Here is a 17,245-nt window from a genome sequence, read left to right as displayed (position 1 = left end):
CCAAACAACACTTAGTTCGAACATTGCATCACCGTGTTTGCTGGTTACAAACACATTCGACCTGAACTCGACAAAAGTTCAGGCTTTTTTATTTTATGCTTTTAGGTTCGGTTGAGTGCGCATAAGCGTGCGAAACAAAAAAAAACCCGCATAGCGGGTGGGCATTAATTCGTTATGCGAAAACGCCCCCATAAGTTTTAAAACGTAGGTGTCGAAGCCAAACATTTTAAAAACAAAGGAGACGTCTATCGTGGCGAATAAGCTCAATAGTCTTGCACATACCAAATGGATGTGTAAGTACCATATCGTATTCATTCCAAAGTATAGGAGAAAAATAATATATAATCAATATCGACGTGATTTACAAGACTATATAAAATTGCTTTGTAAATATAAAGGTGTTGAAATAATCGAGGGTCATATGATGCCTGATCATGTGCATTTGTTGTTAAGTATTCTACCTAAAATAAGTGTTGCAAGTTTTATGGGATATCTAAAAGGAAAAAGTGCATTGATGATGTTTGATAAGCATACAAATTTGAAATATAAATTTGGAAACAGACATTTTTGGGCAGAAGGGTATTACGTAACGACTGTAGGAATGAATGAAGCAACTATACAAAAATACATCCGTGATCAGGAAAAGAAAGATATGGTCACGGATAAATTGATATCTCATGAATATGAGGACCCTTTTAAGGGTCCCGTAAGTAGTACGAATACCGCTTAAAGCGGAAGCAACAGTGGTAAGAGCAATTTGGCTTTGATATACAAAAGCCAGCGTCTTAAGGCGCTGGCTAGTGATGGAGGCTTATAGCCTCAGAGAAAGCCACCCGTTTTACGGGTGGTTTTTATTATTATTTTCTATTAATGCCTTTTAACTGAGGTTCTTTGTCAAGTCGTATTGATGTATGATTTTGAACCTGAAAGGTACTTTCGTCACGGCTCCATTAATCTTATTAAATAGGAAAAGCCCAAGTACAGAATCCAAACGTTTCTGTACTTGGGCTTTTTCAATCTTGAGTTATGTCACAGTTTCTTTTTATACATAAATTAGTTTTACTTTTTTAAGCATGTGATCAATGTTTCTAAGCCTGTGGCGATTGTGTTTAAGCTATTTTATATTACCAATGATTTCTCCTGGTGAACAATTGTAGTAGTGTACCTACCCTTTTTATAAATTTGTTTCTATCGCACTTTAGACAACCATTAATGTTGTAATCATTGTTTTAATGTACTTCAAAATAACGTATTCTTTGATTATTGAATCACCCACTAAAATGTTTTTAATTATATTGTTTTTACGCTGGGTACACAAAATACAAAATCATTTTAGAATATTGTTGCTCTTTTCTTTGGGACAGGTGCTATTACGTAAATCTTAATAAAACGCATAAAAGGTATTAATTATTTATTAATACCCAAAATAGTAAAGCCGTATTTATAGCAAAATTAAAGCACTTTAAAGATGGACTCTGTTTTTTTATTCTATGTTTTATTTATATAGAAATACTTACTTTCTATTTTTTAATTGTTTTTATATGATGTTTTACCCAGCATATTATATGCTTCCAATATTGTCACTAAAGAGTACAAGATTTGTATTTACTATTGTCTAATAAGATATATCTCTAATAATATTTTATTATATTAAAACCAATAGGATAGCCCACTATATCTTAATTAAGGAGTTAAATGAATCTCATTCAAGGAACATATTAAGATAAAAAAGTAGAAGAATACTAAAGACAGCTGCTTGCTTAAACACTGAAAAGCGATTATCTAAAAAGTAAAATGATTCAAAAAAGAGAATAAAAAAAGTTTTAGTTGACAAAATACGACACTAAATATATAATGCAATTAAGATAGGAGTGGTGAAATGGACACTAGTAATTTTAAAGTATATAGCCTATCAAATGGGCTACCAACAATGACAGTTGCTAAGTCAGGAATATCATTTAGCCGAACAGCAGTGATTAGATTAAATAAACCAAAGTATGCTGAACTACTCATGGATGTTGAAAAAAAGGCAATTTTAATAAAGCCCTCTGAAGAAAGCAATCCGGATGCTGCGCCCTTTTATAAGGAAGATCGTAAGCTTGTAATGGCACGATGGAATTATAAAGATCTTATTCAAAGGTTTGAAGAAATGATGAGTTGGAATACTGATGAACATACATACAAGATTGAAGGCAAGTATTTCATGGAAGATAATGAACTACTCTTTAATTTAAATGAGGCCCAGACTATCAAATAAAAAAAGCCCGATAAGTGGCAGCTTATCGGACTTATGGCAAATGCCCTGAATGGGAATTCACGTAACCTTTAGTAATTATAACAAATTTTTGCTGAAAATGAACCCCCATTTGTTTAGGTTATTTGCTGTATCTAAATAAATGGGGGTGTTTTTTTTGGTATTAAAAACTTAATAATTTCTTCGAGATATATAGGACCAAAACTTATTCTATATCAAGGAGAAAACATATGAAAAATTTAATTGAAGACAACTTAAATAAAGAACAATTGACTGAAGCTGCAAGCATTAAATCAGTTTTGCGATTGATTAGTGAAGGAACAGTTCAAAATAACTTTACAGAAAAAGAGAAGCAAAAAGATTTTCAGAATAAAGTTCAAGATAATGTACCGTTAGATGGAATTAATGATAAATTATCTATAATTGGATCTAAAGAAGTATTAGATTCTTTTAATAAAATTAAGTTACACAAATATGATCAAATTATCAGTGTTAAGGATATTGGCCAAGTAGAGTTTTACAGAGATACTAGTACTAGTAAGTATGAAATTAAGGTTGATATTAATTCGGATGAGGGTGAACATGCGTATACTGCCAAAACAATATACAATGGATCAGAAGACTTTTTAGATAAGATTTTTAAAATAAATAAGTTTGCAAACTTCTCATTAGAATTAGGTGCCGAAGATATGGTTAAAAGTAATTTAGATATCGTTAAGAGTAAAGAACCAGAAAAGACATTTAGATTTCGGCTAATAGAATATGAAGGGGAAGCTTACCTTAGAGCGGTGGTGACAAGTGATAGATACAAATTATATGACAATAATATTGTTTTATATATTGCCCTTGCAATGATGGAAAATTATAGCGTTCAAAGACATGAAAAATTTTATGTTGATAAATTTAATATCACAGATTCAAAAATGAACCTTACATTAATATCGTCTGAAAAGAAAAAACTTAGTGGAAATATTTCCATTAGTACAGGGGTGAATATATCAAATAGTGAAATATCAGATGGAAGTGTCAGATTCAATTTTGTTTATAAGATTAATGATGGGAAACATCACGTTTCTGCAATCAGTAAGGAAATCTTAAAAATTGATCATGGATGGAAATCTGATAAGATTACTGGTGAATTAAAAAAACTGGACGGATTAAATGAATTAACTGATGGTGTAATTAATGCCGTCAGAAATGCAAGTTTAAATCATAAGGTGACAGAGCAGGTACTCTTTACCATATTTAGGGATTTATCTGGTTCGACAAGCCAATTATTAACGGGTTATAAAGATAAATTTGAGGCTTTGAAAAATAATATTGATGTCGTTGATAATACTATAAGTATTTTTAAACTGTTTTCATTGTTAGATGGTGTAGTGAAAGATGATGTTTCAGCTAGATTGTTCATCGAAAGTAAGTTTAATAAATATATTGATCAATTGGGAAGATTAAATGAGTTAGGATAATACAGAGTTGATTAAGTTTTAAATAATTGAAAAGACATCTCGTTTAGAGGTGTTTTTTTCATGCTGAAATTAATCTTAATTACTTTTATATAGGTGTAAAACCAAGGGATTAACGTATACTTGGGTAGTAATTTACTGTATGAAAATCGTGAATGAGACTTATTTTGGAAAATAGATTTAGAGGATAGTAATATAATAAAGGAAAGCGTAAGGTAAACTTAATATTAATAGCAAAAAAATTATTATATTGGAGGGAAAAATATGAATTTTAAGTGGTGGACCAAATATAATAGTTTGGAACTATTAATGATTACCCTAGGATGTGCCATCTATGCCTTCAGTTTGGATATGATTTCCATTCCAAATGGCCTAGCTGACGGGGGATTAAGTGGTATTACTTTGATCATTCGATATTTTCTTCATATTAATCTTGGTGTAAGTACATTAGTGCTAAATATTCCACTGATATTAATTGGATTTCGATTTCTAGGCAAGCGTGTTATGTTCTATACGCTTTATGGCACGCTTTGTTTGTCATTATTTTTAATACTTTGGTCGCATCAATCTATAATTAAACCGTTACCATTAAAACATGATTTATTGTTATCATCCCTTGCTGCGGGTGTATTATCTGGACTCGGCATTGGACTAGTTTTTCGCTATAACGGAACGACTGGTGGTAGTGATATCATCGCCCGTGTTAGTCAAAAAAAATATGGTATTTCGTCTGGCAAAGGCATTTTAATTATGGATTATATTGTATTATTTTTATCGCTATCATACTTGGATTTTTATCACATTATGTATTCGTTAATTGTTAGTTTCATTTTGGCAAGAATGATTGATTTTGTGCAAGAAGGTCCCAATCGTGCCAAAGCCTTGTTCATTATTTCTGACAAATATGAAGAAATTACGCAGTTAATTGATATTACGCTTGAGCGTGGCTGGACGTATTTGAACGCTGAAGGTGGTTATCAAAATGATGAGAAGAAAGTTATTTATCTGATGATTCAACCGCGTGAAGTGCCCCAATTAAAGCAGCTAATTAAATCTGTTGATTCCAAAGCTTTTGTTACTGTGCTTGATGCTCATGAAGTAATCGGTGAAGGATTTAGTTATCAACGGAAGAGATATCACATTAGTTTGCATAAATAATTAGATTAGAAAACCTCTAAACCGTAATGGCTTAGAGGCTTTTTTAGATATTGTCTGCACGAACAAAGAGGTTAGTGGCTATACGATAATACGTATTACCATTAATATTTACGGCAATATCAGACTTATACTCAGAAAATGGTAAATGTAGGTCAACAGTATTTCCTAATTCATCATAAACAACAGTATTTTTATTAGTCTTAACAACACGTGGCTCAGCTTTGTATTCATAAACTGCAGGTGCTTTAACAAATTCACTTGTAGCTACACGGTAGTATTTTTCACCATCAAACATTGCAATTCGATCGGTATACCAATCGCTACCAGCTTGTAATTCACGACTGAGAATCTTGCCATTATTGCCGTCGGTTAATTGAACGTAATTGCCTTGATAGGTTCTAACATCGGCGCTATTGGCGAAGAATATATAGGCATCGGAAGATTTAACACACTTGTCGGTTGCCAGACTGTAATAGGTTATTCCATTTAGCAACATCTTTTTATCGCTATGCCAATCGACATCAGGTGCAACGGTCTCATCAATCGTATTGCCTTCAGTATTGTATACCTGAACGGCTGGTCTATCACCGAAGGTTGCGACGTTTTGGTTAAAGTCTGTGATTGTTGAAGATGGTGTGGAATCACTGTGGATTGGTCTGGTAGGGATGACTCCGCCTTTTTTATAAACAATATCAAATCCAAAATAACCTCCAGCAAAATTAGGATTTACCAGAATCCTAGAACCGGATTCATCATATGGATTGGCAATAGAGTGAGACAAAATCACATTTATAAGGTCGTTAATTGAGGATATTTTGAATTCTTTAAAATCGTTTATTTTTTCAGTAAATGTTGGACCGCTGGGACTATTATATAAAACTTTTGATTTATCCAGATCGACATCAGCCCATTCTTTGCCATCATTCAATAATTTTGAAGAGTAATCGTAGCTGTTTAAAAGAGTATAAACAGTCAATGGCATTTGAACATAATTTGTTTTGTGGCCATCTAGATAACTCTCTTGTATTTTTAGATTGACTGGGGCCCATGGGGTAAGCTTAGTTTGATAAGTAATAACATCCCCATTTTCTGAAGGAACTGTACCAGTTAAACTCCCGTCAATCGCGTTATATCCAGGTAAATATTGGTTAAGAGTAAATGAAGAGCCAGCACGTGCTGAGTAGGTTGTGGGATCGGTATAAGTTATTGGATTCTTAGGATCAGAATCATCAACATACTGCACCTTAAAATTAACGAATTTAGGATATGTTTGCCAAGTAGTTGCCTTACCGTTAACACCATCATAGAGGCTAGGATTGGGGCCATCCCCTTCGAGTGCCGCACTATTATAAAGGCCATTAGGATTATCGGTTGTCTTATAGTCATCAGAAGTCCAACCGCCTTTAATGGAATCATTCGATGTTTCAGGATCTTGTAGACCGATAGAGCCGTCTAGTTTATCTTTTGAGCCTAATTTTAGTGACTGCAAAGATGTTCCGCCAAGTAGACCACCATAATTAGCAGAACCTAGCTTTGACATGTCCCAGTTAGATAAATCGATAGACTTTAATGAAGTACAACCAGCAAACATAGCTATAAAGTTAGTACCGTGAGATAAATCCCACTTAGATATATCGACAGACTGTAATTTAGAACATGAAGCAAACATGTCACTAAAATTAGTTCCTGCTGAAGTACGCAATCCAGAAACATCCGCAGTTTCTAAGTTCTGACAACCAACGAACATAGAACTAAAATCAGTAGTTTTACTAGTATCTAAGTTATTTAGTCCACTAATTGATTTAATTGCTGTAAGGCCTTGGAACAATCCGTTTAAACTACTGCCTGCAGTCACTCTATCATCAAAGCTTATTGAGGTGATTGCATCTGGACCGACGTGATATTGATCGGCTTGCCAGCCATTGTTAGGATCACCACTAAGCTCAGTATTTGAAGATGTGAAATGAAGGGCATGATTGCTATCAATTCTCCACCCGTCACCACTGTCTATGTCACTTGAAGTTGTTGTAGGTTCAGTGTTTTTATCCGTGTTTGAAGTAGCTATAATATTGCCACTTGTTGTTGCGGGTGCCTCATAAGTCTGGCTAGGTTCAGTGGGTGTCTTGTCATAGGCACTGTCTGCTGGTTCACTAGCGTTAGCATTTTTTTCGTTCGATGGAGTAGTGTTACCACCATTAACAATACCTTGACGGTTATCCTCAGTGTTACCTGAGGTTTCATCACCTGTAGCTCCAGCAGAACTACTTTGTATCTTAGTATCATCAGTATTTACTTGTTCCTGCTGTTCAGTATCAGAATCAGAAGCAACATCAGCCTTAACGATATTAATCTGTGAAGACCCCAAAAGAGCAAGTCCACCAACAAATGCCAAACTCGACATTACTACCCAATTTTTACCTGATTTATAGAGCTTTTTCCTAACAATAGTATTTGAAGCACGTTTCAATTGCTCAAACCTCATAATTATTCCCCCTGTGTGAATTGCCCAAAACCAATTCTACATACCTTCAATTTAGCACTTTTTTGGATGATTAATTAATAAAATTATTGTCAATCTAAATTAATTTAATAAACTTTCATTCCGTTATTATTAAACTAATATTGTAGAAAAATTATGATGTTAAGATGAAGATCGTTTCATTAACCTCAATAAAAAAATCCGTATTATACTCACTTCGTGTAATTTTGTGAGCATAATACGGATTTTTTAGTAAGGAGGTATCAAATATTAAAGCTCTTATTTATTTCTCCCAAGATTTTTCAGCAAACAAGTGATACAACAAAAGGCCCACCCCGAGCAATGCGCAAACACCGCCCATAATAGGTACAATTTTGCCGAATTGCGACACGTTCATGATGATTGCTCCACCGACAAACAGGAATCCACTGGCGATTAAATTAGTCATAATTTTTCTCCATATTCGAATTTAAGTTACTTGTATATATGAGGTTAAGTTTAACAGTTATATGTAGCGGCTACTATTTATAACAATAACAATATATTTTATTCAATATTTAGAGAATATATTTATAAATTCTAAGTCGTATGTTTCGAGCCTTACAAAAATATTTGTTAAACTATTAGGAGACACTTATAGAAGTATGCCAAATTAAAGGAGGCGTGGAGATGTTTTACAACCAGACTAAAGATACTGTATTAAAGGAATTGAAGTCCAGTCGTCATACTGGATTAACTAACAAAGAAGCTCGATTGAGGTTAGAAAAACAGGGACCAAATGAGATTCAAAAAGATCCACCCACGCCGATTTGGAAAATATTTATTCATAGTTTTAAAGAGCCACTCGTAATTATTTTATTATTAGCAATTTTATTATCGGTTATCAGTGGAGTTTATGATTTGAGCAGTAATGGGGACTTGAAACATGCGATGTCTTCGTTTTATGAAGCAATTGCCATTCTGATTTTAATATTGATCAACAGCGGATTATCCGTCTGGCAGACTGTCAGCGCTCGAAAATCCTTGGATAGTCTCAAGAAGATGAATGACCACCAAGTTTCAGTTTTTCGGGATGGTGACTGGGAGAAAATTTCGGCAAATTTATTGGTTCCCGGTGACATTATCGGAGTAAAAATGGGCGATTTCATCGAAGCAGATGTTCGTTGGTTCAAGGTTTCAGAATTACAGGTGCTTGAATCACATTTGACGGGTGAATCTGATCCTATAAATAAAACTATCGAAGCACTTTCAGAAGACACGGACTTGGGTGACCGCACCAATATGGGTTACTCGGGTTCGACCGTGACCAATGGAAATGGCTATGCAGTTGTCGTTGCTACGGGTATGGATACTGAATTGGGCAAAATTGCTGGATTGTTGAACGATACGCCGGACTCCAAAACCCCTATCGAAAAGACGGTTAATGAACTAACTCGCAAGTTGATGTACGTCGCTGGGGGAGTGGTGTTGTTCACATTAGTTACCGGTTCGTTGAAAATTTGGCTGACGACTGGAACTTTTTCGTTCACTAGTTTCACAGCCATTTTATCTACTGCAATTGCCTTAGCAGTGGCTGCAATTCCCGATGCTTTACCCGCAGTTTTGTCGATTGTTTTAACGATTGGAGCAACTGTTCTGACCAAGAGCAAAGGTTTGATAAAGTCACTGAATAGCGTTGAAACTCTAGGATCGACAACGTTTATTGCCTCAGATAAAACGGGAACTTTAACAAAAAATGAAATGACCGTAACCAGATTTTTCGCAAATGGCGTGGATTTTGAAGTTGAAGGTCGTGGCTATGATCCTTTAGGTGACATAACACTGAAAACTGAAGTTGATTCGGCGAGGCAATTCATCATTGCGAGTATTTTAAATAATGAAGCTAATGTTTCGAAAAATCCTAATGGAAAATATGTTCCGTTTGGCAATCCAACTGATGTTGCGCTGGTAGTTTTAGGCCTGAAAGCGGGATTAGAGAGACAGGATTTATTGAATCGCAAGGCTGAAGTGGATTACGATATTTTGAAAGTTTTTCCATTCGATAGCACCAGAAAAATGATGAGTGTCGTTATCAAAAGTGGTACTGAATTTAAAATTTTGGCCAAAGGTGCACCGGATGTCTTATTGAACAAGTCAGCAACTGGGACTGACCGAGATTTATTTGAAGAAAAGATAACTGAATTTGCTCAAGATGCTTTGAGAACTTTGGCTGTCGGCGAACGAGTTATTACTGAAGAACAAGCGCTCAACGCACCAATGGAAGAATTAGAACAAAATATCATGCTGTTAGGATTGGCTGGAATAATTGATCCGCCACGTGAAGAAGTCCGTCAATCCGTTGAAAAACTTCATAACGCTGATATAAATGTTGTTATGATAACGGGTGACCATGCCAAAACTGCGGCTGCAATCGCCACTAAATTAGGAATTATTTCTAACGATGGCGCACAAGTTATGGAAGGAAAACAAATTGATAAATTAACTGATGATGAATTATTTAATAAAGTCGAAGATATTCGGGTATACGCTCGAGTTTCTCCGGAACACAAACAGCGAATCGTTAATCAGCTCCAACGTCATGGGGAAGTGGTTGCGATGACTGGCGATGGTGTCAATGATGCTCCAGCTTTACGTGCAGCTGATATTGGGGTTGCGATGGGTATCAATGGAACCGATGTAACCAAAGATTCAGCCGATTTGATTTTACTGGATGATAAATTCACTACGATTGAACATTCAGTGGAAGCAGGGCGAACGATATTTACCAATATTAAAAATTTTATGCGTCATGAATTAACAACTAATGTCGCGGAAGTTTTGTCATTGATGTTAGGCCTGCTTTTCATAACGCATGATATTGGAAATGTCAGCAGCAATACGCCAACATTAACAGCGCTGATGGTCTTGTGGGTAAACATGATCAGTGATGCCTTGCCATCTTTTGCCTTAGGATATGACGTTCCCGAATCAGATATTATGAGCGAGCCACCTCGGGATACGCATAAATCGATTTTGGCTGACGGAATGTTAAGAAGAATAATCGTCCGTGGAATTACGATGGGTGCAGTGGTTTTCGTGGCCTTTATCTTGGCAGCTAAAAGTGGCATGCGAGTTGAAGAAGCCCAAACGGTAGCTTTCTTAACGTTAGTATTCGGGCAATTGTGGAATGTATTTGATGCGAGAAGTTCCAAAACATTGTTCCACCGCAGTCCCTTCAGCAATCCGAAGCTGATTATGGCAGTAACTTTCTCAGCGTTAAGTTCAATTCTGGTAACCATAGCGCCATTCTTTAATGAAGTAATGGGAACTGCCCGCTTGAACGGTAAATTATACTTAGCAGTGATATTTTTACCAGCGGTGCCATTGTTCATGATTTCTGGAATTAAAGCATTATTGCTAAAGAAAAATAGAATTAAGTAAAACCGTTTTATGTATTATCCTTTATGAGTATAAAATGAAATTCTGCATCGAAAAAAGCTTGCTAACACTTGGTAAATCAGTGTTGGCAAGCTTATTTTTTACTTTTCACTCAAGTCCAATAAATTGTTCTTAGGATCATGATACAAAATAGCAGCTGAACCAAGGTCTCTTAATTCACGCCACAATTTCTCTTGTTCAGCGGTCAAAGAAATTTCTTCAGTCAAACGAATATAGTTCACAGCACTAGCAGCATGCGCAACCAAATCAATCACATCAGTTCCTTCTTCAAGTCGTTTGTAAGCTTTCATCAAAGGAGCTTGCAAACGTGTATCGTCAGTTGAGTTATAAAGTTGCTTGATCAAAGCTTTAGCTTTGATAAGCTGGTCATTTTTTTCAGCCATATCAGTTCACCTTTCTAAAAATGTATAAATTAATTGTATCACCAGACTAATTCCGTCAAAAAAACTTGGCAGATTGCCCAACAATATCCGTGAGAACTGTTTTTTTACAGCTAAAAATTGGTATATGTCAAAAAGAAATAATAATTAGTGCCTATTGTGAATAAATGAACGATTTTAACAGATAAAAAGCTAAAAAGTTCAAAAAACCAACCATTACTAAGTGACATCTTGTATACTCCAGATTATGTAAGCGCTTAATAACAATTATATCAACGAATAACCGTTAAAAATTTATTCGATATAATTTCAACAAAAAATGAATACAATTGTCAATAACTAACTTATAATGAAGTTATAACAGAGATGTTTAAATAAATATAGTTACAATTTTCACGTTTCTTTGAAGGGAAGTGATTGGGTTGGTATTGCAAGACACATTAGCTGATAAAAGTTACTTGTTTAACACGGGGAGGTCTTTTAAAAGTTATGGTTTCTTAGGATGTCACATGCACGATGAAGGTCGAGCGGAATTCAATGTTTGGGCTCCAAATGCTAAATCCGTCGCGGTCGTTGGTGATTTTAACGATTGGCAAGATAGTCCTATGAAACAGATTGAAAATACTGGTATCTGGCATATCGAAACTAATAATGCCAAATTGGGTAATTTGTATAAATTTGCGGTTGTTGGACCTGATGGCAAACGTAATTTAAAGATAGATCCATACGCGACTCAGTTCGAAAGAAAACCTGGAGATGCGGCGGTTGTCACACCTCCAATCGGTCACAAATGGCACGATGGTTTGTGGCTCGGACGAAGAAAGCGGAGTAAACCAGCACAACGACCGATGAATATTTATGAAGTTCATCTTGGTTCTTGGAAGCGACACGATGATGACAGTTATTATACGTATTCTGAGTATGCGGATGAATTGATTCCTTATGTTAAAGAGCTTGGTTACACGCATATTGAGTTGATGCCTGTCATGGAGCACCCTTTGGATGCTTCTTGGGGTTATCAGCAATTAGGATATTTCGCTACTACGAGTCGTTTTGGTAGTCGAGAAGATTTCTTAAACTTCATTGATAACTGTCACTTGGCAAATATCGGGGTCATTGTTGACTGGGTTCCGGGACACTTTATTAGAAATTACGATGCACTTTATCAATATGATGGGACGCCAACGTTTGAATATCAGGACGAAAATCGAGCTGATAACAAAGGTTGGGGTGCTTGGAATTTTGATTTGGGCAAAGCTCAAGTGCAGAGTTTCTTGATTTCGAGTGCCTTGTATTGGATTGATGAATGTCACTTGGATGGACTGCGTGTTGATGCGGTTTCAAACATGCTTTATTTGGATTATGACGTCGGCAAGGAAAATTTGGTCAATAAATACGGTGATAATCGTAATTTAGAAGGTATCGAATTTTTACAAAAACTGAATCAAGTCGTCCATCAGGAACATCCTGATACATTGATGATTGCCGAAGAATCTTCAGCATATAAAGGTGTTACGGACACTGTTGTCGATGGTGGCTTAGGATTTGACTACAAGTGGAATCTCGGTTGGATGCACGATACGTTGAAATTTTTCGAAATGGATCCGCTCTATCGTCACGATCACTACAACCTATTAACATTTGCTTTTGTTTACATGTACAATGAAAAATTTATTTTGCCATTTTCTCATGATGAAGTTGTTCACGGTAAGAAGTCGTTGATGCACAAGATGCCGGGGGACCGCTACAATCAATTTGCTAATTTGCGGACGATGATTACTTATTTACTAGCCTTTCCGGGTAAAAAATTAACTTTCATGGGTTCAGAATGGGGTCAATTTTTGGAATGGCGTGATTGGAGTCAGCTCGAGTGGGTCGATCTAAAGGATCCCTTGAATCAGAAGATGCAGGCATTTACGAAGGCCATCAATGATGTTTATCACGATGAACGGCCACTTTGGGAACAGGACTATGAGCCTGAAGGGATGATTTATTCCAATACGGATGACAATGAAAGTTCAACGATGGGCTTTATTCGTCAAGGTAAGAAAAAACGTCAATTCGTCGTGGCAGCTTTCAACTTTGTACCAGTCGAGAAACAGGATTATCGTATCGGAGTTCCATATTCAGGTGATTATGAATTACTTATTAACACGGAAGATGAGCGCTTTGGCGGTACTTGGACCAAACTGGAAACGCAATTCACAGCAGATAAAACGCCTTTTAACGGCCAACCTGCTAGTTTTACGGTGACACTTCCAGCTATGGGAGCGCTATTGATTCGACCAACCAAACTTAATAGAGGGTGAGTCAAATGAACGAAAATAATGAAATGTTAGCAATCATTCTTGCCGGCGGACAAGGTAGTCGGTTAGGAAAATTGACTAAATCCACAGCAAAACCAGCGATTCCTTTTGGAGGACGCTATCGTATCATTGATTTTACACTAAGCAATTGCGCTAATTCAGGTATCAATACTGTCGGGGTCATCACCCAATATCAACCTTTGGAACTAAACGCTCACATCGGAAATGGTTCCAGTTGGGGTCTGGATGATCAAATGGGTGGCGTTACTGTTCTGCAGCCATTCTCATCGACAGAAGGAGAAAAGTTCTTCGAAGGAACAGCCCACGCTATTTACCAAAATATTGAATATATTGACCAACAGAATCCAAAATATTTGCTAGTCCTTTCTGGTGACCACATTTATAAGATGGATTATGAAGCAATGCTGGCTTATCACAAAGCTAAGAAAGCTTCATTAACTGTTGGTGTTATTCCGGTAACTCCTGAAGAAGCCAAACGTTTCGGAATGATGAATACGGATGAAACTGACCGCATCATCGAATTTGAAGAGAAACCAGAACATCCTAAGAGCAACAAGGCTTCAATGGGTATTTATATTTTCAACTGGGCAACTTTGAGAAATTATCTAACCACTAGTTTCAGCACTAACAAAGAATTAGAAGACTTCGGTAAAAATGTTATCCCAATGTATTTAGCAAATAATGAATCCGCCTACGCTTATTCATTTGAAGGTTACTGGCGTGACGTTGGTACAATCCAAAGTCTCTGGCAAGCAAACATGGAATTCCTTTCTCCATACAACAGCCTGAATATCGGCGACCACAATTGGCGAATCAATTCCAAAGCTCAAGTTTTGCCACCAATGTATTTGACATCGACAAGCAATATCAATAATTCAATGATTGTTGACAGTTGTTATGTTGCCGGTGAAGTTGACCATTCGATTTTGTCACAGCGTGTTTCAGTCGGTGCCGGTAGTAAAGTCGTGGACAGTATGATTATGCCTGGAGCGACGATTGGAAAGAACGCTGTGGTCGACCATGCATTAGTCGGAGAAGAAGCAGTTATTGGTGACGATGCTGTTGTTAAAGGAACTGAAGATGATATTGCCGTTGTAGGTTACGGCGAAGTATTGGGGGTTAAAAAATCATGAAACATAATAGTGTGAGTGCCATCATAAATTTAGTTGAACCATGGGAACAACTCGAGCCATTAACAACGAACCGTCCAGTGGGAACTCTGCCTTTTGGCGGTCGCTATCGTTTGATTGATTTTCCACTTTCCAGCATTACTAACGCCGGAATTCAAAACGCCATGATTATTTCACCACGTTCAGGCCGTTCAGTTGCGGACCATTTGCGTAGTGGTAATGATTGGAATTTGGATACTATTCGCGGTGGATTATTTAATTTTCCATACAATGATTTGTCATTGATTGCTCCACAAAAGAAGGAAACATTGATTCATCACTATTACGACAATACGATTCTCTTTTTGAAACGCAGCAATAGTGAGTACTCCGTAATTATGGGAACGAGAAATATTTGTAATATCGACCTCCGTGCTTTGTTACGTTATCACCAAGAACGCGACAATCCAGTCACAACAGTCTACAAGAGTATCGATGCCAAAGAAGCTAACCCAAGCACATCGGTTTTACAATTGACTGATAATGGGATGGCTACCGCAATTTTACCTGCTGCCAGCAAGAATGTTGTTCCAAATGAGAACGGTAAATTTGCCAAGAGTTTGAACATTTATATGATGAGTACAGTTGATTTAATCGACATTTTGAAGGAAGCTAATGAACGTGGAGACTTAATCAGTTTAGAGGACTTGATGCTCCAAGCGGTTATGCAACACAGTGCCAACGCCTTTGAATATACTGGCTACTACGCTAATATCCATGATATCGAAAGCTACTATAATGCCAGCATGTCGATTTTGGCAGAAGATAATTTCAGATCACTCTTCTATACTCAGCGTCGAATTTACACGAAGGTTAAGAATGAAATTCCAACGTTCTTTGCTAAGAGTTCGCATGTCAAAGGCAGTCTCTGTGGTACTGGTGGCTACATTGAAGGAAAAATTGATCATTCAGTTATCTTCCGAAATGTGTTCATTAATCGCAAATCACAAATTAAGGATTCCGTCATTATGCAAGGGACCAGAATTGGTGCCGGGACGAAAGTTGAAAATGCCATTATCGACAAAAACGTAGTCATTGGTCCAAATATGCAATTGATGGGGACACCTGAAAAACCTCTTGTAATTGGTAAAGGCGAACGAATATTTCGGCAAACGGAGGTATCTAATGAATAAGGTTTTATTTGCGGCAGCAGAAGCAGCACCTTTTTATAAGACTGGTGGTTTGGGGGATGTTATTTACGCTTTGCCACAAGCTCTGCACCAAGATAATGAAGTAAAAATAGCTATACCTTACTATGGAAAGCTTTTTCCGGAAAAATATCGTAATTTAGTTAAAGACTTGATGCACTTTACCGTTCGTGTCGGTGAAAAGACGAAGTATTGTGGTATCAAAACGCTCGAACTCAACGGGATTCAATACTATCTGATCGACAACGAAGAATACTTTGGCCGCGACAGCTTGTATGGCTATTGGGACGATGGCGAACGGTTTGCCTTTTTCCAATTGGCAGTCTGTGAAATGCTAGAAAAGGTCAACTATATTCCAGATGTATTGCACTTAAATGACTGGCACACCGCCTTTATTCCCGTATTATTGAAGGATAAATACAACTGGATTGACGCTTATCGCCATATTAAGACAGTTTTGACGATTCATAATATTCAATTCCAAGGAATCTATGACCCAATTATTTTGGGCAGCTTATTTGGCATTGGCCGTCGGACTTTCAATGAGGGTAGCGTTGAATACTATGGAAATGTGAACTTTATGAAAGGCGGCATCACGTTTGCGGATGCTGTTACCACAGTTTCACCCAGCTATGCTAAAGAAATTCAAACCCCTAATTTTGGTGAATATTTAGATGGCATATTACGTGACAATTCCTATAAATTACACGGAATTGTTAATGGAATCGATATGAAAATCTATGATCCAGCAACTGATACCAATATTCCGGAACATTTCAGCGTTAAGGATATGAAGGGTAAAGCACTTGATAAAAAGGCCCTCCAAAAGGCTGTTGGACTACCTCAAAAAGATGTGCCTATCTTTGCAGTCGTCTCACGTTTAACACGTCAAAAAGGTATGGATCTGTTGTTAGATGCTTTGAATGAATTTTTACAAAATCATGATGTACAAGTTGTCATTCTAGGAACTGGTGACCCAGATTTGGAAAAAGGTTTCAGAGGGTACCAAGATGCCTATCCTGACAAGCTTGCTGCTAAAATCGAGTTTGATGTGAAGTTGGCACAGTTAATTTATGCCGGAAGTGACGCTTTCGTTATGCCATCAGCCTTTGAGCCCTGTGGCTTATCACAAATGATGGCAATGCGCTATGGTAGCGTACCAATCGTCCATTCCGTAGGTGGATTACGTGATACAGTGGTGCCGTTCAATAAGTTCACCAAAAAAGGAACTGGTTTCGGATTTGACGATTATCGCTTTGAAGTCTTGGGCAAGATGTTAGATTCCGCCTTTGATTTATATACTAAAGCTCCCAAAACTTGGCAAGAACTCAGAAAGCAAGGGATGGAACAAGACTTTGGCTGGGAAAATTCAGCTACTAAATATCGTAATTTGTATCAAGAATTGACTGATTAAGTCAGTTTGCAT

Annotated in this window: 12 protein-coding genes; 9 read left to right on the top strand and 3 right to left on the bottom strand. The window is 36.9% G+C overall.

Going from position 1 to position 17,245, the window contains the following annotated elements:
- Nucleotides 1-250: 250 nt before the first annotated feature.
- From tnpA to JP39_RS11045, 4 genes are all read left to right on the top strand, one after another.
- Nucleotides 251-730: an IS200/IS605 family transposase gene (gene tnpA, locus JP39_RS11060; protein WP_041500146.1), complete on the top strand. Its 480-nt coding sequence runs from the start codon at nucleotides 251-253 to the stop codon at nucleotides 728-730.
- Nucleotides 731-1,879: 1,149 nt separating this feature from the next.
- A complete protein-coding gene (locus tag JP39_RS11055) occupies nucleotides 1,880-2,257 on the top strand; it encodes a hypothetical protein (protein ID WP_041500148.1) in 378 nt (125 codons plus the stop codon).
- Between the two features lie 227 nt (nucleotides 2,258-2,484).
- Nucleotides 2,485-3,723, top strand: coding sequence for a hypothetical protein (locus tag JP39_RS11050; RefSeq protein WP_041500150.1), 1,239 nt, complete (start codon nucleotides 2,485-2,487; stop codon nucleotides 3,721-3,723).
- A 261-nt stretch (nucleotides 3,724-3,984) separates the two neighbouring features.
- On the top strand, nucleotides 3,985-4,878 hold the full coding sequence (locus JP39_RS11045) for a YitT family protein (RefSeq protein ID WP_041500151.1): 894 nt from the start codon (nucleotides 3,985-3,987) through the stop codon (nucleotides 4,876-4,878).
- A 43-nt stretch (nucleotides 4,879-4,921) separates the two neighbouring features.
- Here the strand turns inward: JP39_RS11045 and JP39_RS11040 are convergent, their stop codons facing one another.
- Nucleotides 4,922-7,360 carry a BspA family leucine-rich repeat surface protein gene (locus JP39_RS11040; protein WP_041500153.1) on the bottom strand — a complete coding sequence of 813 codons (2,439 nt, stop codon included), beginning with the start codon at nucleotides 7,358-7,360 and terminating at the stop codon, nucleotides 4,922-4,924.
- 280 nt (nucleotides 7,361-7,640) lie between these two features.
- Nucleotides 7,641-7,805: a hypothetical protein gene (locus JP39_RS12700; protein ID WP_169751887.1), complete on the bottom strand. Its 165-nt coding sequence runs from the start codon at nucleotides 7,803-7,805 to the stop codon at nucleotides 7,641-7,643.
- Between the two features lie 221 nt (nucleotides 7,806-8,026).
- Between JP39_RS12700 and JP39_RS11035 the strand changes: the two genes are divergently transcribed.
- Entirely contained in the window at nucleotides 8,027-10,777 is a 2,751-nt protein-coding gene (locus JP39_RS11035) for a cation-translocating P-type ATPase (protein WP_041500154.1), read from the top strand.
- A 98-nt stretch (nucleotides 10,778-10,875) separates the two neighbouring features.
- Here the strand turns inward: JP39_RS11035 and JP39_RS11030 are convergent, their stop codons facing one another.
- Nucleotides 10,876-11,178, bottom strand: coding sequence for a hypothetical protein (locus JP39_RS11030; protein WP_041500156.1), 303 nt, complete (start codon nucleotides 11,176-11,178; stop codon nucleotides 10,876-10,878).
- 425 nt (nucleotides 11,179-11,603) lie between these two features.
- On the opposite strand from JP39_RS11030, the gene glgB reads away from it, so the two are divergent.
- The 4 genes from glgB to glgA are packed head-to-tail and all read left to right on the top strand — an operon-like array spanning nucleotide 11,604 to nucleotide 17,233.
- Nucleotides 11,604-13,484, top strand: a complete 1,881-nt coding sequence (glgB, locus tag JP39_RS11025; RefSeq protein WP_371851529.1) for a 1,4-alpha-glucan branching protein GlgB — start codon at nucleotides 11,604-11,606, stop codon at nucleotides 13,482-13,484.
- A 5-nt stretch (nucleotides 13,485-13,489) separates the two neighbouring features.
- Nucleotides 13,490-14,635, top strand: a complete 1,146-nt coding sequence (locus JP39_RS11020; protein ID WP_137619728.1) for a glucose-1-phosphate adenylyltransferase — start codon at nucleotides 13,490-13,492, stop codon at nucleotides 14,633-14,635.
- Complete coding sequence (glgD, locus tag JP39_RS11015; protein WP_041500160.1) at nucleotides 14,632-15,804, top strand: glucose-1-phosphate adenylyltransferase subunit GlgD; 1,173 nt, start codon at nucleotides 14,632-14,634, stop codon at nucleotides 15,802-15,804. The genes JP39_RS11020 and glgD overlap by 4 nt, the downstream gene beginning before the upstream one ends.
- Nucleotides 15,797-17,233, top strand: a complete 1,437-nt coding sequence (gene glgA / locus JP39_RS11010) for a glycogen synthase GlgA (protein ID WP_041500162.1) — start codon at nucleotides 15,797-15,799, stop codon at nucleotides 17,231-17,233. Before glgD ends, glgA begins: the two co-directional genes overlap by 8 nt.
- The last annotated feature ends 12 nt before the right edge of the window (nucleotides 17,234-17,245 follow it).

This window comes from Companilactobacillus heilongjiangensis, assembly GCF_000831645.3.
Lineage (GTDB): Bacteria > Bacillota > Bacilli > Lactobacillales > Lactobacillaceae > Companilactobacillus > Companilactobacillus heilongjiangensis.
Note: the sequence above shows the minus strand (reverse complement) of the source record. Positions and strands in the feature narration are given on the sequence as shown.